Annotated in this window: 24 protein-coding genes; 5 read left to right on the top strand and 19 right to left on the bottom strand. The window is 47.0% G+C overall.

What is annotated here, in order from left to right; all coding sequences use genetic code 11:
- Window positions 1–36 precede the first annotated feature (36 nt).
- Both GC097_RS23985 and GC097_RS23980 read right to left on the bottom strand, forming a co-directional pair.
- Window positions 37–291 carry a DUF2164 domain-containing protein gene (locus GC097_RS23985; RefSeq protein WP_171685835.1) on the bottom strand — a complete coding sequence of 85 codons (255 nt, stop codon included), beginning with the start codon at window positions 289–291 and terminating at the stop codon, window positions 37–39.
- 13 nt (window positions 292–304) lie between these two features.
- Window positions 305–613 (bottom strand): Dabb family protein, encoded by a 309-nt coding sequence (locus GC097_RS23980; protein ID WP_171685834.1) that lies wholly within the window; start codon window positions 611–613, stop codon window positions 305–307.
- 146 nt (window positions 614–759) lie between these two features.
- Between GC097_RS23980 and GC097_RS23975 the strand changes: the two genes are divergently transcribed.
- From GC097_RS23975 to GC097_RS23965, 3 genes are all read left to right on the top strand, one after another.
- A complete protein-coding gene (locus tag GC097_RS23975; RefSeq protein ID WP_171685833.1) occupies window positions 760–936 on the top strand; it encodes a hypothetical protein in 177 nt (58 codons plus the stop codon).
- Window positions 937–1092: 156 nt separating this feature from the next.
- Window positions 1093–2082, top strand: a complete 990-nt coding sequence (locus GC097_RS23970; protein WP_171685881.1) for a YpdA family putative bacillithiol disulfide reductase — start codon at window positions 1093–1095, stop codon at window positions 2080–2082.
- A 121-nt stretch (window positions 2083–2203) separates the two neighbouring features.
- Window positions 2204–2506 (top strand): hypothetical protein, encoded by a 303-nt coding sequence (locus GC097_RS23965; RefSeq protein WP_246294429.1) that lies wholly within the window; start codon window positions 2204–2206, stop codon window positions 2504–2506.
- A gap of 60 nt (window positions 2507–2566) precedes the next feature.
- Here GC097_RS23965 and GC097_RS23960 read toward each other — a convergent pair whose 3' ends face one another.
- The 15 genes from GC097_RS23960 to GC097_RS23890 form a co-directional block, all read right to left on the bottom strand.
- On the bottom strand, window positions 2567–3130 hold the full coding sequence (locus GC097_RS23960; protein ID WP_171685832.1) for a DNA-3-methyladenine glycosylase I: 564 nt from the start codon (window positions 3128–3130) through the stop codon (window positions 2567–2569).
- A gap of 80 nt (window positions 3131–3210) precedes the next feature.
- On the bottom strand, window positions 3211–4011 hold the full coding sequence (locus tag GC097_RS23955) for a TatD family hydrolase (protein ID WP_171685831.1): 801 nt from the start codon (window positions 4009–4011) through the stop codon (window positions 3211–3213).
- Window positions 4008–4772 carry an ABC transporter ATP-binding protein gene (locus GC097_RS23950; protein WP_171685830.1) on the bottom strand — a complete coding sequence of 255 codons (765 nt, stop codon included), beginning with the start codon at window positions 4770–4772 and terminating at the stop codon, window positions 4008–4010. Before GC097_RS23950 ends, GC097_RS23955 begins: the two co-directional genes overlap by 4 nt.
- A gap of 17 nt (window positions 4773–4789) precedes the next feature.
- Window positions 4790–5557, bottom strand: a complete 768-nt coding sequence (locus tag GC097_RS23945) for an ABC transporter permease (RefSeq protein WP_171685829.1) — start codon at window positions 5555–5557, stop codon at window positions 4790–4792.
- Window positions 5557–5847 carry a thiamine-binding protein gene (locus GC097_RS23940; protein WP_167054316.1) on the bottom strand — a complete coding sequence of 97 codons (291 nt, stop codon included), beginning with the start codon at window positions 5845–5847 and terminating at the stop codon, window positions 5557–5559. Before GC097_RS23940 ends, GC097_RS23945 begins: the two co-directional genes overlap by 1 nt.
- Window positions 5848–5874: 27 nt before the next feature.
- The gene (locus GC097_RS23935; RefSeq protein ID WP_171685828.1) at window positions 5875–6900 is read right to left on the bottom strand and encodes an ABC transporter substrate-binding protein; all 1026 of its coding nucleotides are present in this window, start codon (window positions 6898–6900) and stop codon (window positions 5875–5877) included.
- 314 nt (window positions 6901–7214) lie between these two features.
- Window positions 7215–7616, bottom strand: a complete 402-nt coding sequence (locus GC097_RS23930) for a VOC family protein (protein ID WP_216625878.1) — start codon at window positions 7614–7616, stop codon at window positions 7215–7217.
- Window positions 7617–7648: 32 nt separating this feature from the next.
- Entirely contained in the window at window positions 7649–8500 is an 852-nt protein-coding gene (locus GC097_RS23925) for a patatin-like phospholipase family protein (RefSeq protein ID WP_171685826.1), read from the bottom strand.
- A gap of 118 nt (window positions 8501–8618) precedes the next feature.
- Window positions 8619–9512 carry a metal ABC transporter permease gene (locus tag GC097_RS23920; RefSeq protein ID WP_171685825.1) on the bottom strand — a complete coding sequence of 298 codons (894 nt, stop codon included), beginning with the start codon at window positions 9510–9512 and terminating at the stop codon, window positions 8619–8621.
- Window positions 9505–10452, bottom strand: a complete 948-nt coding sequence (locus GC097_RS23915; RefSeq protein WP_171685824.1) for a metal ABC transporter permease — start codon at window positions 10450–10452, stop codon at window positions 9505–9507. Before GC097_RS23915 ends, GC097_RS23920 begins: the two co-directional genes overlap by 8 nt.
- 10 nt (window positions 10453–10462) lie before the next feature.
- Window positions 10463–11224, bottom strand: coding sequence for a metal ABC transporter ATP-binding protein (locus tag GC097_RS23910; protein WP_171685823.1), 762 nt, complete (start codon window positions 11222–11224; stop codon window positions 10463–10465).
- Window positions 11225–11266: 42 nt separating this feature from the next.
- Window positions 11267–12223: a metal ABC transporter solute-binding protein, Zn/Mn family gene (locus GC097_RS23905; protein ID WP_171685822.1), complete on the bottom strand. Its 957-nt coding sequence runs from the start codon at window positions 12221–12223 to the stop codon at window positions 11267–11269.
- 1704 nt (window positions 12224–13927) lie between these two features.
- Window positions 13928–15496 (bottom strand): DUF3369 domain-containing protein, encoded by a 1569-nt coding sequence (locus GC097_RS23900; protein WP_216625877.1) that lies wholly within the window; start codon window positions 15494–15496, stop codon window positions 13928–13930.
- Window positions 15493–17028 (bottom strand): sensor histidine kinase, encoded by a 1536-nt coding sequence (locus tag GC097_RS23895; protein ID WP_171685821.1) that lies wholly within the window; start codon window positions 17026–17028, stop codon window positions 15493–15495. Before GC097_RS23895 ends, GC097_RS23900 begins: the two co-directional genes overlap by 4 nt.
- A gap of 14 nt (window positions 17029–17042) precedes the next feature.
- Window positions 17043–17423, bottom strand: a complete 381-nt coding sequence (locus GC097_RS23890; protein ID WP_171685820.1) for a hypothetical protein — start codon at window positions 17421–17423, stop codon at window positions 17043–17045.
- Window positions 17424–17731: 308 nt separating this feature from the next.
- On the opposite strand from GC097_RS23890, the gene GC097_RS23885 reads away from it, so the two are divergent.
- The gene (locus GC097_RS23885; protein ID WP_171685819.1) at window positions 17732–18049 is read left to right on the top strand and encodes a hypothetical protein; all 318 of its coding nucleotides are present in this window, start codon (window positions 17732–17734) and stop codon (window positions 18047–18049) included.
- Between the two features lie 112 nt (window positions 18050–18161).
- On the top strand, window positions 18162–18797 hold the full coding sequence (udk, locus tag GC097_RS23880) for a uridine kinase (RefSeq protein ID WP_171685818.1): 636 nt from the start codon (window positions 18162–18164) through the stop codon (window positions 18795–18797).
- Between the two features lie 46 nt (window positions 18798–18843).
- Here udk and GC097_RS23875 read toward each other — a convergent pair whose 3' ends face one another.
- Window positions 18844–20004: an MFS transporter gene (locus GC097_RS23875; protein WP_171685817.1), complete on the bottom strand. Its 1161-nt coding sequence runs from the start codon at window positions 20002–20004 to the stop codon at window positions 18844–18846.
- A complete protein-coding gene (locus tag GC097_RS23870; RefSeq protein ID WP_171685816.1) occupies window positions 19994–20536 on the bottom strand; it encodes a hypothetical protein in 543 nt (180 codons plus the stop codon). Before GC097_RS23870 ends, GC097_RS23875 begins: the two co-directional genes overlap by 11 nt.
- Window positions 20537–20573 lie beyond the last annotated feature (37 nt).

Here is a 20573-nt window from a genome sequence, read left to right as displayed (position 1 = left end):
GTGCCCGCTTCCCCCTCAAACAGCTTGACAGCAGTGCTATCTTCGCGTTTTTCGTGATATTTTCATGGCATACAAATCTTCTTCCAATGCGCTCATTCTATCCATCGCCGTTTTGCTCGCATCTTCGATAGCTTGATTATAAATCGGAGCAGCCAACTGCCCGATCATGAAGTCAATCAATTGTTCTGCCGCTAAGCCGCCCATCGTGACCCCGTGGTCTGCCTCCATATATTCCTGCAAGTCATGGATCAGCGCTTCCTTCTCTTCCTTCGGTAATTTCAATGGTTTCATGAAGAAGCTCTCCTTACTCAAATATCGTTAAATCGATTTCTTGAAAGCGGCTGACTTCCTTTACCCAACGCTCGGCTACGTAATGCATATGTACGGGATGTCCATTGTACGCGTCATATGCCGCCTGATTAGCAAACACCATCGAAAATGCATAATCGTAATCCGTCTTGGCACTCACTTGACGAAAGACTTCAAAGTGCTCAACGCCCGGTATTGCCGCAAGCTCTTGAGCGCTGTCTTTTAGGAATTGCTCTGCTTCCGGAGTATCCTTGCCGACATGCAAATTAAAAACAACCATATGTTTAATAGGCTTTGAATTCATCGTTTCATTTCTCCTTTTTTAACCAGCTTCACTTATTATAGCGGATTTTGTCCTAACGAACTACAGAGCCCCTGCGGGAATAAAATCAGAAGCAAGTGTACACGTTAAGCCTGAACATAAAACTGACGCAGAAAGGATGATAAACGATGGAAAATAAAAAGCATACGGGCAATTACAAAGGAACTACGAATATGAACGCCAAAAATCAAGACTTAGAATTCGTCAATGACACATTAGAAAACGCGCCTAGCATAACCCAAGTCAACATAGCGAAAGATGATATTAGCGAAAGCAATGAAGGAAATCAATTGAATCAGAAGTAAAACAGCAGTAATACAGCAGTCAAGGGACTGGAGCAGTTGGCTTATTCGAGTGTTATCGGATAGCTCTCTGCTCTATTTTGCTTTCTTCAACTTGGCATCCCCTTCAGCTTGCGATACTATAAGATGAGTAAAAAGCTAAGAAGGGGTTGTTGCATGTTGGAAGAAGTAATCGTCATTGGAGCCGGGCCTTGCGGATTGTCCGCCGCTATCGCTTTACAGCGCGAAGGACTGTCTCCATTACTTATAGAAAAAAATTGTATCGTAAACGCCATCTATTTATATCCTACGTATTTGCAGTTTTTCAGCACGCCGGAGCTGCTTGAAATTGGCGGCTATCCTTTTTCCACCCCGCACGAGAAGCCCTATCGCCAAGAGGCTTTGGTGTACTACAGAGAGGTGGCGCGAAGAGAGAACCTGCGCATTCATTCCTATGAGGAAGTTGTTTCTATTGAAAAAACAGAGACAGGATTTAACGTACATACGGAGAATCAATTTGGCAAAAAAACGGCGTACACGGCTAAGCGCGTTATCGTAGCTACCGGCTATTTCGATCATCCGAACATGCTGGGCATCCCGGGAGAAGATCTGCCAAAAACGACGCACTATTATAAAGAAGCCCATCCCTATTCGGGAGCCAAGGTTGCCATTATCGGCGGGAACAACTCCGCGGTCGACGCCGCCATGGACTTGCTCAGAGTTGGCGCTGAGGTAACCGTCATTTATCGGGGCAAGGACTTTTCCGCCAATATTAAACCGTGGGTTCGTCCGACATTTGAAAGTATGGTGAACAAAGGCAGAATCCGGATGTGGTTTGACTCCCAAGTCGTACGAATCGAAGAACAGTCGGTCTTGGTGCGAAAAGAAAACGAGGAAGTCAAGCTCGATAATGACTTTGTGCTTGCCCTTACCGGCTTCCGGCCGGATCGGGGACTGCTGACATCGCTCGGCGTCGGTTTTCATGAAGAAACGAACGCTCCCCTTATTAACCCCGAAACGATGGAAACGAGCATTCCGGGCTTATACGTTGCGGGAGTAGTCGCTTCCTCCAAATACGATGCGAACGAAATTTTCATTGAAACAGGCCGCATGCACGGTCTGGCGATTACCAAACATATTGTTTCTGTGAGGAACCTTCAATCCAGCTGATTGGAGGTTTTTTTCTATGAAAATTTTTCCTGTTTTTCAGAGATTCCTCTTCCAATGCGAACGTTTGTTTGATATAATAAAAACAAGAACAAACGTTCCATTTAGATGAGGAGGTAGTTACATGATGAACGCCAGTCACAATTTCCGTTTTATTGAGAGAGATTATTGGTACCACAAGGCATTGTGTGACACTGACCATCTTCTTCCCGGACAGATTAATGCCATGCTGGATGAAGCGCATTCCCACTATGCCGATTACACTTTCAAGTTTTATGACGACGGCTCTGTGATCATCATAGACAACGATACGAACAACCGCATTAAACCGAAGGAATTAACAGGTGCCGTATACGACTTTTACATACGCAAGCGGATTTATTTGATTAAATATAACTTGATGGAGAAACAGCTCCAATATGCCTGAGTGTAGCACACAGAAGGCCATCTGCCTGGACATTCGTCCTTAGCAGATGGCCTTCTCCTTTTAATTCACACTGTGATAACGAAAGCATTGTTGGTTATGATCGTTCACCATGCCAACAGCTTGCATATACGCATAGCAAATTGTGGAACCGACGAATTTGAACCCGCGCTTCTTCAGATCCTTGCTCATAGCATCGGAAATTTCCGATGTGGCCGGTACTTGACTCATATCCGTCCAGTGATTCTTGATTGGCTGACCGCCAACAAATCCCCAAATATAGTTGTCGAAAGACCCGAATTCTTGCTGCACGTTTAGGAAAGCTTTCGCATTCTGAACAACGGATGCGATTTTCAACCGGTTGCGCACAATACCCGGGTGCAGCAGAAGCTCAGCCAGCTTCTTGTCATCATACTGGATGATGATATGCGGATCAAATCCGTCAAACGCTTCGCGATAGCCTTCTCGCTTCTTTAGTATGGTATACCAGCTCAATCCAGCTTGAGCGCCTTCCAAATTCAACATCTCGAACAATTGGAGATCATCGTGAACAGGAACTCCCCATTCGTGATCATGGTAATGGACATATAACGGATCCTCATTGACCCAAGCGCATCTGACTGTCATTTATATACTCACCTCATCTAGAAATCGAACATACGTTCTATTTGATTATAAAACCAATACGAACAGATGTCCAGCTTCAATTAACCAACGGTAAGAGCGTTATAAAATTGTTTCGTATTGCGCATAATTGTATGCGCTACATGATCTGCCGACATTTCGTGCAGAAGCGCAATTTCGTGGATGACGGCATGAATCATGCGCGGATGAGTCACCTGTCCCTCGAATGTTCCTTCGAATGGCCAAGGACCGTCCGTTTCGACCATAATCAGCTCAAGCGGATAATTGCGAACCAATTCACGGATCTCCTCTTCATATTGAACATCCGGCGTAATGGAGATGTAGTAACCCGCCTGAATCATTCGCTGAACCGTCTGAGGCGATCCTTTGAACCAGTGGAAATGCGCCTTTTTAACACCATGCTTCTGAAGAAGATCGCACACGATATCGGCATCTTCATATACGGCATGCAGGACGACGGGTTTGGCTAGATGAGCTGCCAGTTCCAAGAAACGCTCAAGCAGTCGGACATAAGGGGTATAATCCAGCTTTTCCTCCTTCTCTTCTGCTTCCAGCCTCGTATAGTAGGGCAAGCCGATCTCACCGACAGCAACCATCTCGCTCGCATGATCGCGAATCCACGCTAACAGTTCTTGAAGCAGAGACTCGGTAGGCAGCTCTTGCTCCGGGTGATAGCCATAAGCGGCATAAACCTGCTCAGGCGCTTGCGCCCGCAGCCGCTCCGTTGCCTTGCAGGAGTCCAGGTGCCGGGATACAGCGATAAGTGCCTCAACTTGGGACTGCGCCAGCTCCGACAGGATCGTTTGCGCCATGCCCTCTTCATACATATCCAGATGAATATGAGCATCAATGGCTTTTATCATGACATCATCTCCTGACGTAGAAGGCTCTGAATATGCTGCCGAAGCTCGTGGAATTCCGGCTGCGTCATTACTTTTTCTTGGCGAGGCCGCTCAAAGGGCACAACCAGCTCTTCAATCACTTGAGCAGGTTTGTTGGAGAGGACATAGATGCGATCCGATAGAAATAACGCCTCTTCAATGCTGTGAGTCACGAACAGAATGGACCGTTTGTTCTGCTCCCATATGTTCAACAGCCATGATTGCATGGCTTGCCGGGTTAGTGCGTCCAAGGAACCGAAGGGCTCGTCCAGACACATCACTTCCTGAGGGCTCAGCAGCGCCCGCAGAAACGAGACGCGCTGCTGCATGCCGCCTGACAGCACATGCGGCAGTTCGTTCTCATAGCCGCCTAGCCCGACCTTCGGCAGCCATTCTCTCGCTTTTTCCAGTGCAGCCGCACGCGATTGTCCAGCGACTTCTTGCGAGAGCGCTACGTTCGCTTCGATAGAGCGCCACGGAAACAAAGCAGGCTGCTGCGGCATATAGCTGATAAGCCCTTTGCTGCCGGTTACGTTGGCGTCATCCAGCCAAACCTCCCCTGATGAAGGGGTAATGAGTCCGCCAATAATGTGAAACAGTGTGCTCTTTCCGCTGCCGGAAGGACCAATGATGGACACGAATTCCCCGTCATTAACATGCAGTGAAATATCCGTCAGCACGGGGACACGTTGTTTTTTGCTAGTGAACCCATGGTGAATGCGTCTAAGCTCAAGTTTGCTCATGCCTTTTCTCCCCTTCCCTAAGATGACCGTTTGGCATTCCACCGAATGACAAGCTTCTCAAGCCCTGCAATAAGCCAAAAGAACAGCAAGCTGAGCACGACAATGATAAGAATGGCGACAAATTCGCGATCTGCGCGAAAGGCTGATTTCTGCAAAATCATATAATAGCCCAACCCGACTCCGCCGCCCAGCCATTCTGCAATGACTGCTCCCATGACGCTGTAAGTGGCCGATATTTTGAGTCCTGTAAAGAGAAAAGACAGGGCATGCGGCAGCTCTAATTTATAAAAGATTTGCCGTTTGGATGCGCCAATCATTTGCATGTAGTTGTACATATTCCGGTCCGTTTGCATAAACCCATCCAAGGTCGACATGGTTACGGGAAAGAAACAAACGAGTGCAATTAAAATAAGTTTAGGTAAAATGCCAAAACCGAATAAAATAATAAGCAGCGGCCCGAGTGCGATGACCGGCACATTTTGCGACAAAATGAGAAGCGGATAAAACCCGGCCTTCAAGAAGGCCACGCGGTGCAAGCAGCTTGCCACGATAACGCCGCCTGCTGCTCCAACCATAAACCCCATTAACATTAAACGTACTGTAGCAAATGTATGCATCCAAACCCGCGGCATGTCCGTCGTGCCGTCCTGCCAAATTTTGAGCGGGCTCGGAAGCAGCCAGCTGGCCGCTCCTCCCCAAGTCACGGCAAGCTGCCAAATAAGCAAGAGAAGGATGACCACAACAATCGGTGGCCACCCTGCTTTCAATCCGTTCTTCAGTTTCATTATCTGTATTTCTCCGTCAGCTTGTCCATGGATGCTCCGGACGGATTAAAGTATATTTTCACTTGCGAGATCACGTTAGGGCTGCCCATCTCAATCATGGCAGCATTCATGTCCTGAATGATGAGCATCAGTTGATCGAGCTCGCCTTCCATTGTCGTTTCCAATGGGGATACGAAATATTTCACGCCAGACTTGGCGATAACTTCAATCGCACGATCCACGTAAGGAATGACATCTTCATTATTTTTTGTTTTAGGAATAATTTGAATACTGACGAGTGCATTAGCCATTGTAACTGCCCCTTCCGACAAATGATGTTATTTCGAGCTTGCTGGCAAGAAATTGTTCGTAAATGCAGCATCCACATCGAGGTTTTTCTCCAGAAGTTTATGCTCAAGCATCCAGTTCGCATAATTCTCCCATACTTGACGCTTTTGTTCGCCCCATCGCGGCGCATCGTCCTGATAACGCGGGCTGAGCCATTTTTGACTGGCCATGACGAGCTTTTTGTCCAGATCCGGAACGGCTTTGATCAAAATGTTAGCGGCATCCTCCGGCTTGCTGATCGCGAACTGATAGCCTTTCGCAGCTGCAGCCGTGAACGCTTTTACAAGCTCAGGCTTCTCTTTGATCAACTTTTCGCTTGTTGCCAGGACAGGTGTATAATAATCCAGCTTGTCCGAGTATTTGTTCAAATAGATCATGTTAAGCGGCTCGCCGCGAAGCTCGGCGTCAACTCCGGTCCACGCATAGTAAATCCAAGCGAAATCGATATCTCTTTTGACCGCCGTGAAGTAATCCGCATCGCCGATATTTACAATTTTCACTTTGCTTGGGTCCGCTTTCTCGGATTGCATCAAAGAGTCGATCATCGCGCTTTCGGCTGGCGCACCCCAACCCCCGTACGTTTTCCCTTGGAAATCTTTTGGAGTCTTGATATTTTTCGCTACCGGAGAAGCAAATCCCGAGGTATTATGCTGAATGACAGCAGCGATGGAAACTAGCGGTACGCCTTGAATACGCCCTTGCGTAATGCTTTCCTGGTAAGAGACGCCGAATTCAGCGGCACCCGAAGCGATCATCGCATCCGCACCTGCTTCGCCGGGCGCAATGATTTGTACATTTAACCCTTCTTGTTCAAAAAAACCTTGATCCTTCGCTACGTACAGACCAGTATGGTTCGTGTTTGGCGTCCAGTCCAGAACTACCTTCACATCGGTAAGCGGTTTTGCCGCGTTAGCAGGACTAGCTGAGTTGGCTGGCCCAGCTTCTTGTTTCCCGCAGCCTGCCGCAAGCACAGTCAAGCTCACGAGCATAAGTGGTGCAATTTTCTTCCAATTCATTTCTTGTTTCCCTCTCCCTTTATGCTATGTAACCACAAGAAAAAGCCCCCGATATCCGGGAGCGCCATAGGTAGAAAAATGATAAACCCATTCAAAAGATAAGGAATGGACGTGCATTTTGTGTGGATTCTCTACGCTGGCATTACCCAGATCAGATTAACGGTTAGTGACAATTTCGGTCACAATCTCAGCCTGACTCCTCAAGCTCCCGTGGGTTCTTATTGGTTTGATACTACCATACCGCATGTTCGCTATGAATGCAAACAAAAGCCGCCATTCCTATTAGCAAAAATGGTTGACGGGGTCGCATTCGTTTACTTTTTCGCCAAATTTAATTGCCATGTCACACCGAACCGGTCTCCGACCCAACCGAATTTCTCACTGAACGGATAGGAACCAAGCGGCATGTACACCTTGCCGTCTTGCGACAACGCAGCATATACACGTTCAATCTCCTCATCGGAATCACAGTTAACATAGAGTGAAATAGCAGGAGTAAACGAAAAATCATGCTTTACAAAACTATCGATACACATGAAGACTTGTCCATGCAGCGAAAATGTCGCGCGCACCACACTTCCTTCCACACCGGCTTCGCCTGCGCCATATCGCTTGATCTCCACGATTTCTGACTGATCGAATAGGGACGTGTAAAAATTCATGGCTTCCTCAGCCTGACCTTCAAACATCAGGAATGTCGTAATCTTTTGGCTCATCGCACTCACGTGAAAAGCTCCTTATCCTTTAGTTAATTATAAAGCCATTCTTTTATTTGCGATCCCATTCGCTTCGCATCCTCATAGCCAAGCTCATGCAGCGCTTCCAGCTTTTTCGGATTTTTCTCCATCCGGCCCACGAGCACTTTGGATGAAGGACGAATGACCATCGCGCTGCCATCGGCTTCCATTTGTCTAACAAGCTCAAGCGTACCGTTATAGATTTCACTCCGATTGACGAGCACATCCACAAGGCCGTCATACTGAGGGTAAAAGCTTTTGGCTAACCAGCGCTGTTTAAACGGGGTCTTGCGATAACCCATCTCTTTGGTTAGTACAATTACGTGCTTTCTGTTCCCGTCAGCGACCGATTTCTTCACGGGAATTGGATCTACCAAACCGCCGTCAAACAGCGTGCGTCCTTCGTAGTGAATCGGTTTGGCTACAAATGGCAGTGAGCTTGATGCTTGAACGATCGGCATCGTTTGCTGATCAAGCTGATGCTTCGTGTAATAAACTGGTTCACCCGTATGCGCATCCGTAGTCCCAATGGCGAACTGCTGCGGCGAGCTATAAAAAGCATCGTAATCAAACGGCACCAAACGATTAGGCAGCTCATTAAAAATAAAATCCATACCGAAAATGCTTTTATGGCGCAGCAAATTACGGTAGCTTAAATATCGGTGATCGCCAATATAGTCAATCGTCACTTTTTTATTCCGTCCGGGTTGTTTCGAAATATAAGACACCGCATTGCAAGCCCCTGCCGAAACACCGACAACATACGGAAAATACCACTCTTGCTCCATAAAGTATTCCAAGACTCCCGCGGTGTATACGCCTCGCATACCTCCGCCTTCCAGTACGAGTCCAATTCCTTCCATGGTGACACCTTCTTTCAGTCTGTCTCTAGCCCCCTACTAGCATACAGGAAATGTCAATTAAAAGAAATGCTTCTCCATCTCCGAAAAAGAGACAAAGAAGCAGGTTCAAGGCATTTTTTTATACGGATTCGGGATTAACCACAGATAAACCGCGTTTTTGACGAATTTTCCGAATGATGAATCCATTTGTTGGGGATAAAAGGAAAGCTAGGACAAACATGGAACCGGCAGCGCTTATCATACAACCGGCTATCGAAGCATCCAGCAAATAGGCAGCGTAATAACCAGTCACAGCACTGATAATTCCCACCATCACACTAAGTATGATCATGACATTTAGTCTCTCCGTCAACAGATACGCCGTTGCTGCCGGTACAATTAACATGCCCACTACCAGGATAGCCCCAACACTTTCAAAGGAAGCAACCGTCGTAATCGAGACTAATCCCATTAAGAGATAGTGGAACAATATAACCGGTATGCCCACTGCGGCTGCAAGTGCCGGATCGAACGAGCACAATTTAAATTGTTTATAGAAAATACCGATAACAAGAACGCTGAGAAAAAGAGCAAATCCAACCGCCCAAACCGCTTTAGGTCCTATGCTTACTCCGCCGATTTCTATGGTATTCCAAGGCACATAGGCGATCTCCCCATAGAGCACACAATCCAAATCCAGATCAATTTGCCTTGTGTATAAACTGATCAGAACGACACCGATGGAGAACATGGCCGTGAAGACCACACCGATGGAGGCATCGGATTGCAATCCGCTCTGTTGGAACAATTGAATCAAGAACACGGTGACCAGACCGATAACTGCCGCGCCAATCAGTATAATAATCGAACCTCTGGACCCGCTTATTAAAAAAGCAATCACGATTCCGGGAAGCACGGAGTGGCTGATGGCGTCGCCGATCATGGCCATTTTGCGCAGTACAAGGAAGCAGCCGACGAGCGAACAAGCCGCAGCAACCAGAGCCGCCGTTAAGATAATCCACAGATCATTCAACTTGGCTCACCCCTTTGGCTTTCATGTACGACTGTGACTGTGAATCCTTAAGTACCTGCTGTTTCATCGATGTTCGACGGAACCATTTCATGAACAGGCCGCGTTTAGGGGCAAATAAGAGCGAGAATCCGAACAATCCGGTAGCTGCCAATACGCTTAAAGGTCCCGTCGGCAAATTACTGCCCAACGTGCTTAAATAGGTTCCGGCAAAGCCGCTGAATGCTCCGAAAACACCTGATAATATGACCATCCATCCGAGCTTTTCCGTCCAGTATCTGGCGGCGACAGCCGGCGTTATCAGCAAAGCTGCCATCAACACGACACCTACGGCTTGAATGCCGACCACGACGGCAACAACGATGAGAAACATCATGAAATGGTCTAAGATCGGCACCGGGAAGCCTAGTCCTCTGGCGTACCCGGGATCAAAGCTGAGCAGCTTAAATTCTTTAAAAAACAACGTGCACACACCGACCAATACAAACGAAATGATAGCCATTGTAACGACGTCCGAATGTACCATAGAGGCCGCTTGCCCGAACAGAAATTTATCAAGCCCGCTTTGATTGCCGCTGGAGCTGTGTTGGATTTGGGTTAACAAGACAATGCCTACGCCGAAAAAAACGGACAAAACAATGCCAAGAGCCGAATCCTGCTTGATTTTGGAATACCTCGTAATCCAGCCGATGCTTAATGTAGCTAACAAACCTGCGGCTGCCGCGCCAATCAGGAAAAACAGAATCGATTTGGAGCCTGTGATCATAAAGGCTATGCACACTCCAGGAAGCGCTGCATGCGATAAGGCATCCCCCATCAACGATTGCTTGCGCAAATAGGCAAAGCTTCCTAGTACTCCGCTGCTCAAACCCAGCAACGAGCATCCAAGCAATATCCAGCGTGCATTCGGATCCAACCATAAGTGAAGCAGTGAGTCCAGCATGGTGATCACCTCATCCTATTAACGTATGGGAATCTTCCTGATCCCAGATCGCCAGTTTTCCGCCATACGTTTGCTGTAATTTTTCCTTGGTAAACACTTCATTCGTGGGTCCAATATCCACAATCCCTACATTGAGCAGGATGACCCAATCAAAATATTCTTGAACGGTAGATAAATCATGGTGGACCACCAGGACTGTCTTCCCTTGCTTCTTAAGCTCACTTAGCAACGTGATGATCGCTTTCTCTGTCGCAGCATCTACGCCAACGAACGGTTCATCCATAAAATATAAGCTGGCATCCTGTGCAAGCGCTCTAGCTAAAAAAATGCGTTGCTGCTGTCCGCCGGACAACTGGCTGATTTGCCGGTCTGCGAACTCAGCCATCCCCACTTTTTCTAAGCATGACATCGCTATCTGTTTTTCTTTACTGCCAGGTCGGCGAAACCAGCCCAAATGCCCGTATCGCCCCATGGTGACAACATCCAGCGCATTCGTCGGAAAATCCCAATCGACGGATTCTCTCTGGGGAACATAACCGACAAGCTTGCGCTGTTCTTTATAAGGCTTGCCATAAATCTTTACTTCTCCGGATAAGCTCGGGATTAAACCGAGTGCGGCTTTAATTAATGTCGATTTGCCTGCTCCGTTTGGCCCTACAATCCCAATCAGCTTGCCTTCCGGTACCGTTAGGGATACTTGCTCCAGAACAGGTTTCTTATGATAAGCCACCGACATATTTTGAATGGAAAGCGGCGCATCTGCATGCTTCATGTCATTTCCCCCTTAATGAGTCTTGTTATAGCTCATCGATCTTTATTTCAAGGCCTTCACAATCGTATCCACGTTGTGACGAACCATCCCCACGTACGTTCCTTCCGGCGTTCCTGCTGCGCCCATCGCATCTGAGAATAATTCGCCGCCGATCTGTATCTCATGTCCTTTCTCCTTCGCTCCTTGGATAACCGCTTCTATGGACTTTTTGGGAACACTTGACTCTACGAATACGGCTTTAATCTTCTTCTCAACTAAGAAATCACGAAGCTGGCTAACGTCCTTGGAGCCGTATTCCGACGCGGTGCTGATGCCCTGAAGTCCCTTCACTTGAATGTGATAGGCATCCCCGAAGTACCCGAATGCGTCGTGCGCCGTGACAAGAACACGGGTTGACTCTGGAATTAGCCCAATTTGCTCGCGCGCGTAACGGTCTAATTCTTCAAGCTTGACTAAATAGGCTGCTGCGTTCTTGCTGTAGTCTTCCTTATGTGCCGGGTCCAACTCACTTAAAGAGTCGCGGACTTGCTCCGTCGCCTTCATCCAGTGCTTCACGTTAAACCAAATGTGCGGATCGTATTCCGTTGCCATCTCTGCACCGGAACGCAACGTTTTTCGATCGATTTTGTCTGACACGGCAACCGTCGGCTTTTCCTTCCCCATTTTCTCCAAGATCTCAACCATTTTGCCTTCAAGGTGCAGGCCATTGTAGAAAATGATTTGTGCATCGTCCAGCTTCTTCATATCTCCCTGTGAGGCTTTGTACAAATGCGGGTCAACTCCCGCGTTCATAAGCCCTGTTACTTTGACATGGGTGGAACCCACATTCTGGGCGATATCCGTTATCATGCCGATCGTCGTAGTTACTTTAATCTCCTTCCCCGTCCCGGATGCCGGTATGTTCGCATCTTTCCCGCAGGCCGATACAGTCAGCATCATGCCTAGCAGGGCAACCGCAGCCCCCTTCTTCCAAACCCCTCTTGTCTTCACTTCGTTCATTCGCAGGTACCTCCCCGATTGGTTCGTCCTTTAATTTGGTCAAGCCCACATTTGTTTACCTAAGGAAACTTTATCTCATGTACATTATTAACCAATTTCGCAAATGTTGCAATAGGGAAAAATATTTTCATTTATACATCATTTTTACCCGTGTCCACAAAATTTCGATAAATCTTACAAACACCGCAATGAAGAGTCCTAGGTCTCATCACGCTTCGGACACAGCGGCCGTTATATTCACGAAAAGCGTCGCATCTCTCTGTAGACGGACAACAGAGTCCCTATTTGCTAATTCCGGGGAGAAATCAGTTCCCAAGTGAGCAAGTAACATCGTTGGTGTCTGTTACATGTTCAAAGGGGTTCTTTTCCATTGAATAAGGACCTCCCCTTCCGTTAGCAAGTACAAAAACTGCCGCTAACACTATTACATCTGCTCGACCAGCTGAGCAAACAGCCTTCCAAAGCTTTTCGTCACAGGAACAAGTTATTATGAACCCCACTTTCAAAGGTAACGTATCCTTAAGCATGCTCACCTCCGAAGTCCACTCCTTTATGATGCTCCTGCCGCAGCTGTTGCTGCTGTTTCGGATTCCCCCCTTATCCCAAAACCAAAGAATGATTTAGTGCTATTTCGCTGACTTTGATGTAAAACGTACAGGTAATTTCAGCGAATTGCGCCATTTTGGCCATTTCTAGTGAATTTACCTGTACATATAAATCAATTTCATAGTTCATAAAATCACAAGTTCACACAAACCAAATCGTGATAGTAACCTGTACAAAGTGCAATGTAGCTATGTTAGTCGGCTGAAGAAGGGATCAAGAAAGAAGCACAGGATAAGCACCAAAGGTAAGGTGAAGGTACGGTTGTAAGCAGGAAGAAGCTCGTGCACTTCAGTACGCGCACTATGCTGCACTTTGTGCAACATGGTGTGGGTATTTTGCGGCTAGAGCTCACTCTCGTTGTACAAAGTACAATGATTTCGCTAGATTTGCGCTGAAAACTAACGTTTGAGGGTAAATGGTTGTATTAAGTGCAATATAGCTGCCGGAAAAGCGAAAATAGGCTGAACTGGTTGTACAAAGTGCAATGTAGCTATGTTATTCAAAGGGCAATATTGCAATACTATCCGAAGTGAAGATGGGATCGAAGAAGTACAGGATAAGTACCGAGGGCGAGGTGAGGGTGCGGTTGTAAGCATGCTAAAGCTCGTGGGCTTCAGTATGCGCACTATGCTGCATTTTGTGCAACACTCCTGTAATTCTCCGGATGCATTTCTCCTTCGCATACTTGGTACCAGCTCAACTTGATATCTGCCTGTTTGAGGGAACTCTATTCCCTTATTTCAGCAAAAAGCTGAATTTCGGCGTTCGAGGGGAACTACAGGGTCTTATTTCACCTCAATGATCTAGCCATCTGCTCCGAATGATGGAATAGCGGACCCTAGTTCCCTTCCCATTGCCTAAAGGGTTGTTTCTAGCAAAATAGCGCCCTGTAGTTCTCCACCCTCTTTCAGTGAGGAATGAAAGAAGAGACCATCCTCGAATAGATTCATCATCTACTTGAGAATAGTCTCTTTCTTTTCAGGCAAAATGGACCTAAATGCGGGGCCCCTTGCGGAACTACAGGGTATTACTGGACTGCAAAGCTGCTCGCAGTCTAATAAGAACCGTTTCGGTTAGCATGATCAATCCTTAATGGCGTTAACGTTGTTCCTTATAGTGCTCTTTGATCGCCAGGAACTCGTCCAGGTGATCCAAGAAAAGATCCACGACGACAGGATCGAAATGACGGCCGCGTTCTGTTTTCAATAAATCCAGCACGCGATCCAACTCCCAAGCCTTCTTGTAGACGCGATCGCTGCAGAGCGCGTCAAACACATCCGCCACCGCTGTGATGCGGCCATAGAGATGAATAGATTCACCGCTAAGTCCTTGCGGATATCCTGTGCCGTCGAACCGCTCGTGGTGCTGCTGGGCAATGATGGCCGCGGCATTCAAAACTTGCTTATTCGAATGCTTCAGCATTTCATACCCCAGATTCGAGTGGGTTTTCATGATTTCGAATTCTTCTATGGTCAGTGCGCCGGGCTTATTCAGGATCGCATCCGGAATTCCGACTTTCCCCACATCATGCATTGGTGAAGCCAAACGAATGATTTCCGCTTCTTGCTCGGACAGTCCGTATTTCAGCGCCAATAAGCGCGAATATTCAGCCACTCGCTTCACATGATGTCCCGTTTCCCGGGATCTTGTTTCCGTAATCTCACCCATGGTATAAATAATTTCCTGCTGCGTGCTTTCCAATTCCTCGTTCAAATATATATTCTCAAAAGCGACGGAAACGTTCGTACAGTAAATATCAATTAAATAACGCTCCCACTCGCTAAGCTCTTTAAACCCGTTCATATAAATGACGTTTTCCATCCCCATTTTGCTTTGAAAATAAATCACAAAACGGTCTGGAGCGAAACAGCTTTTTTTGGTTTGAAAAGCTTGTTCAATCTCCTCGAGAACGTGCGCAGGAACGACATCACGCGCTCTTTCATCCTGATTGGACGCATAATCGCCGCTGGCCGCCAAAATATAAATGTCCTCGACTCCCTTAGTTACGGCAAAGGAGCAGTGCAGGGCATTTTTATGTAAATTCACAATGGAAGTCATCTGTGTCAAGACCCCTGAAGCAAACTTCTTCATGGATTGAAGCTCGAACAACGTGGCAGAAGACTTAATGATTTCCTCCAGGCCTGATCTGCTTTTCTCAATCGTTTTCAAATCCCGGTAAGAGCGCAACGCGGTAACGACGGTCGTGAACAGCTTTTGAGTCGTCAGCTCGGTTTTTTCCTTATAATCATTAATGTCGTATTCCATAATGACCGTGCGTTCAGGGGCTTGCCCAGGCTGTCCCGTACGTAAAATAATACGAATCGCCGTATTTTTCATTTCCTCGCGTATATATTTTACAATTTGAAGCCCAGCGTCTTCCTGCTCCATAACCACATCAAGCAATACTAATGCCGCATTGGGCTGCTGCTGTAAAACTTGCTTAGCTTCTGCAGCTGAGTATGCACTGTGAAGCTCCAGCTTTCTGCCGTCAAATTCGAAATCTTGCAGAACCATCTTTGTCACTTGATGAACTTGTTTTTCATCATCGACAATTAAGACGATCCAGGGATCTTGTTCCAGTACCGCGTCATCCGAGGAAACGTTCTCCTCTTCTTCTTCGGCAAATAGAAGTTCATCCAGGTCCATTAACCCATCCTGTCTTGTCATAGCTCGGACTCCTCCTCTTTTGGAATCGTAATAATAAATAAACTTCCTTGCCCCAATGTACTAAAGCATTGGATAGTGGCATTCAGCGATTGTGTAACGAGATTATAAGCGATATTCATGCCCAAACCGGTTCCGCCTTTGCCGCGGCTTGTCGTGAAGAAGGGATCGAAAATTTGATCGAGTACGGTTTGCGTCATCCCTTTGCCGTCATCGGAATAAGCTAGCAAAATATGATCTTGTTGCTCCGTGACACGTAAACATAAACTTCCTTCTTCTTCCGGCGCATAGGCATGGTTCAATGAATTCATCACTAAATTCGTAATAATTTGGGATAAAGCTCCCGGGTATGTATACAGATTCAGCCGCTCGTCACAATAGACGTCCACACGAAGTCTCGTTTTCTTAAGCGAGGGCTTCAAGCTGGCCACGATTCCCTCCAGATATTCCCGTAATTGAAAGGTCCGTTTCACCTCAACACTTTGATCCACAGAGATTTGCTTAAAGCTGCGTACTAAAGAGGAGGCGCGTTCCAAATTCGACTGCACCATGGCATTCGTTTCTCCGATCACGGAAAGGAACTGCTCCAAATCGGACTTTTTCATTTTGCCCGTCTCATACAGGTTCCGAAAATCCTTCGTCTTCTGATCCAGATAAGATATCGCGGTAACGCCGATCCCGATCGGTGTATTGATTTCATGGGAGACACCGGCCACAAGATTCCCTAAGGCCCCCATTTTCTCCGATTGCACCAGTTGGTCCTGCGTAATCTGCAGCGTATTCAGCGCATACTGCAGCTCTTGATAGCGCTCTTCCAAATTTGTGACCATATCGTTGAAGGCTTCGGATACCTCCATAATTTCGGGGGAAGTCTGGAAGTGCAGCTTCGGCAGCTCTCCTCCCTGCTTAACGATTACAGCGGCTTCGCGAAGCTTTTTTAAGGGGCGAATAACGACTTTACGTAAAATAAGCCAAAGCAAAGCGGATAAGACAATCGCAATGGACATGCCGACAATCAAAATGAGTTTCGTACGTTCCTTAAGCAGCTTGGTCTCCTCGGAAGAGTCGAAAATGACCTCCACGGCTCCGACAACGCCCCCATCTTCTTGCAGCGGCGCAATTAAGCGGACAACCGGTTTGTTGCTGTGTGCCATGGGCAGCCGGTCGACGAGCGTTTGGTCCTGCTTGGGGATGACGACGCTTGCCGGATCCAGACGATCCCCGACCACCGCGCGATCGGAAGCTGCCAATATGAGCCCATTATTGCCGTACAACTTCAGCTCGAGAACCCGGCTGTTTTTGTATTGAATATAATCAAAAATTTGTTGTACATCCGTAACTGAACGGGATTCTTCATACCGTCCGTTGATCGCGATGGTCATGCCGCTGATTTGGCTCACATAGGCTTCTCTGATGGATTGATTCAAACTCATGGTGTCGAAGACCATCATTGTCGAAACCATGACGACCGTCACTGAAGTAATAAGAAATACAATTCGTTTCTGTAAACTGATTTTCTTTTGCATAAAAGGCATAGGTATTAGGGCTCCTATTTCACTTCAAACGTGATCGTTTTGCTAACGTCGTAGGGGGTATGATCGTTGTTATGCAGAGACACCTTGGCTTCATGCGGGCCTTTGCTTAAATGGTCGAACACTTGTTCCTTGTCCGTCACGATGATCTTCTCGCTATTATCCAGGGAAATATGAACATGCCCTTCTCCCTGCACACGTTGTTGATTATAATGCTCTTTGGATAGCTTCAAATCCGTAGTCAACTGCAGGGCAGCGGTGTCTCCGTTGACAACCGCGCTGACCTCTAATGTTGGCGTATAGGTATTTGCCGGCGTCGTGCTCGTTTTCGCTTTCCCGCACCCGGAAATCAAGAAGGTTAGCGCTGCAACCAAGCACACGCTTTTACAAAATTTCATCTTTTCATCCCCTATGTAAGCGCTAAATGTCTATTCATGTCAAAAAAAGCTATCCTCTCTAGCTTATGAATATTCATACGGTTTGTCCACTTATATTTTGGAAACAATACCCTATGCGATCGCAATAATTCTTGTATTCACAATTTTCTGACTTTCGTTGTCGAATAATCATGAGAAGCCTCATAATTTGCGCTTCCCCAGGAAATAATTTCATTTCCTGATTGAAGAATGATTTCCCCATGTTTGGAGCAATGTAGTAAAGTCGCTGTTCACTTTCAAATAACTCGATTCCTAGGAGGCTCTCCCCTATGTCCGACACCCGTGAGTTTTCGATGCAGGTACAACACGCTATTGACGCAGCCGATCAAGCCATCCGCCTGGCTCAAGACGCTGAGTATAAACTGCAAAGAGCTATAGTTCAGTCTCATCCTCAAGATATCCAGTCTGCCCAAGCCGCTCTCACACAGGCCAAGCATAAAGTCAGAGATGCACAAGCGCAGCTTCAAACTTACGATAATGAGCAATATGGACAGCAAATCCAGCAAACGATGGAGCAATTGACGCAAGCTGCGCAAGACGTCGAAGCCAATCAAGTGAAATTTCACACCCCTAAGCAAATTCGATAGGTCGGTTCTATGTAAAAAGTGATCGAAATTCGATCGCTTTTTCTTTTTATATAAACAATATGTTAAACTACTGAGGAAGGTTTTCAAGTTATTTGGGGAGGCACTACATTTCATGCTCGTTATCGGAATTGCCGGTGGTACCGGTTCAGGAAAAACTACGGTTGCCAGATCGATCATCAACAAGCTGGGATCCACGAACGTAACATTAATTTCTCAGGATAATTACTATCTTCATCATAGTGGTCTTACGTATGAAGAACGGGAGCGCATTAACTACGATCACCCTCGTGCATTCGATAATGAACTACTTCTTAAGCATCTAAACGAACTAAAAAACGGAAATGCGGTCAATATTCCGGTCTATGATTTCGCGCAGCATGGCCGCTCGAAAGAGACGATCCGAATTGAGGTTAAGCCCATTGTACTGCTTGAAGGCATTCATGTGTTAACCGATGAGGAGCTGCGCGGCGCTTTGAACATCAAAGTGTTCGTCGATACGGACCCGGATGTCCGGATTTTGCGCAGGCTTTCGCGTGACATCAATGAACGGGGGCGCACGCTGCAATCGGTCTTCGATCAGTACTTGACGACAGTGAAGCCAATGCACGACGCTTTTATCGAACCTTCCAAGAAGTATGCGGACATTATTATTCCTGAAGGCGGCGAAAACCAAATCGGCATCTCCATGCTGACGATTTTGACTGAGCGATATATGACGGATCAGGCGGCCAGCTATGAAATAGGCTAAAAAACGAAGACACTCTTCCCTTGACTAAGGTTGGAGTGTCTTTCTTTTATACGGAATTTTCACGACGAAACATAAGTCCGGATAGGGCGAATATCACATATATAAGGCTGAGCATATAAAAAATACTTGCTACGTTCGAATACCGAATGGCTATTCCTCCGATTAAGGGGCCGGCAATGCTCCCTACACTGTACTGGATCGAGGCTAGGACATTGGCTGTAGGCAATAAATGTTTAGGTAAAATATCTGCCGCGTAGGCTAGTCCAAGTGAAAAGAACGAACCGACCATCCCTCCGGCAATGCCAAACAACACGCCGATCCACCAGACATTCGCTCCGACAAAAGGGATACATAGAAAGGCAAGAGCACCGATAAGTCCGGATGCAATAAGAATTTTCTTCCGCCCGATGCGGTCACTCCAAATACCGAGCGGCAGCTGCATAATGAGACTGCCTACCCCGATGACGGGCAGCAGAACTCCGATATTTGGCTCTGAGAGGCCGATGCGCAAGCCATATAGCGGAAAATTGCTGTTCATCGAGGCTTCCATATAGCCGTATAGCAGCGAAGTGATGAGCGGGAACCAGGCGATGGCCGCCACTTTGGTTGCACGCTTATGCACGGCTTCCACGCGTTCTCCCCGTTCAGGGCGTTCATTAGGCAGTTTCGTCAACAGCAACAGAACGCAGAGGAAAAAGCTGCTTGTGGTCAAAAACGGAACCCAAATGCCTGCTTTGAGCAGCGTAATCCCGATTGGACCTAAACTAAACCCCATGCCATAAGCCATGCCATACAATGAGATATTCCGTCCTCTATGCTCTTTAGGGCTTGACGTTACAATCCATAATTGCGTGGCATAATGCAAGGCGCTGTCACCTACTCCTACCAACAAACGGAGGGCAAACCAAAATCCAACCTGCTGCCATGCAGGGAAAAGACAGGTTGCCGTGATGATCAGTCCCATTCCAACTATTATGACCGGCTTGTAGCCGAAGCGCCTAACCGGCTTCTCTATGAAAAACATCGTCGAGAAGATACCGATATACAGCGCAGCCGCGTTCAAGCCATTTGCATCCGTAGAGACGCCCGAACGATCCAACAAAATCGTTAGCAGCGGCAAGAGCATGCCTTGACTCATGCCCGCAACGATAATAACCATAATTAATGTGGTTAATTTATTAGGAACAAGCTTATTTTTAAGCGCCATTTCCAAAACGAACGGTTTCCCATCTTTGCGCGTATTCCGTCAGTCTGCCATGGAGGGGAACATGGAACTGCTCGTTAATGTAAAGCCTTAGATTTTTAATCCATTCCTTAAAGGACGGATAAGTGACAAAAAGATTAGCGTAGCGGTCACTTAGGCATAAAAAATAAGGTCCTGGCGATTTGTCCGTCAAAAAATGAAGCGATGTATCCATTGGAGTATATTTCTTCCGCTTCCCTTCCCACGTATCCAAATCCAATTGTACCGATGAATTCGTTTGTTTAAGCAGGCTTTCCAGATGCTTCACCCTTGCATGATAGGGCGCTTTGCTCGGAATGTCCATCCTGCGGAGCGTTTCTTCGTGCTGCGGATAAAAAATGGCCCGAACAAATTTCTTTTCCTCCGCCCATGCTGCAAAAGCTTGCATGTCGGCTTCCGTCCAATCCTCAAATGTTTCGAACACAAAGATGGTACCTTTGCGAGTTTGTGCCGGGGGTTCGTACCCAAAGGGCACCTTGATCTGCTCTCTTGCCATTCGTGTCCTCCTCTAGTTGTCATAGCTTACTCACACT

Source organism: Paenibacillus planticolens (assembly GCF_013141725.1).
GTDB lineage: Bacteria > Bacillota > Bacilli > Paenibacillales > NBRC-103111 > Paenibacillus_E > Paenibacillus_E planticolens.
Note: the sequence above shows the minus strand (reverse complement) of the source record. Positions and strands in the feature narration are given on the sequence as shown.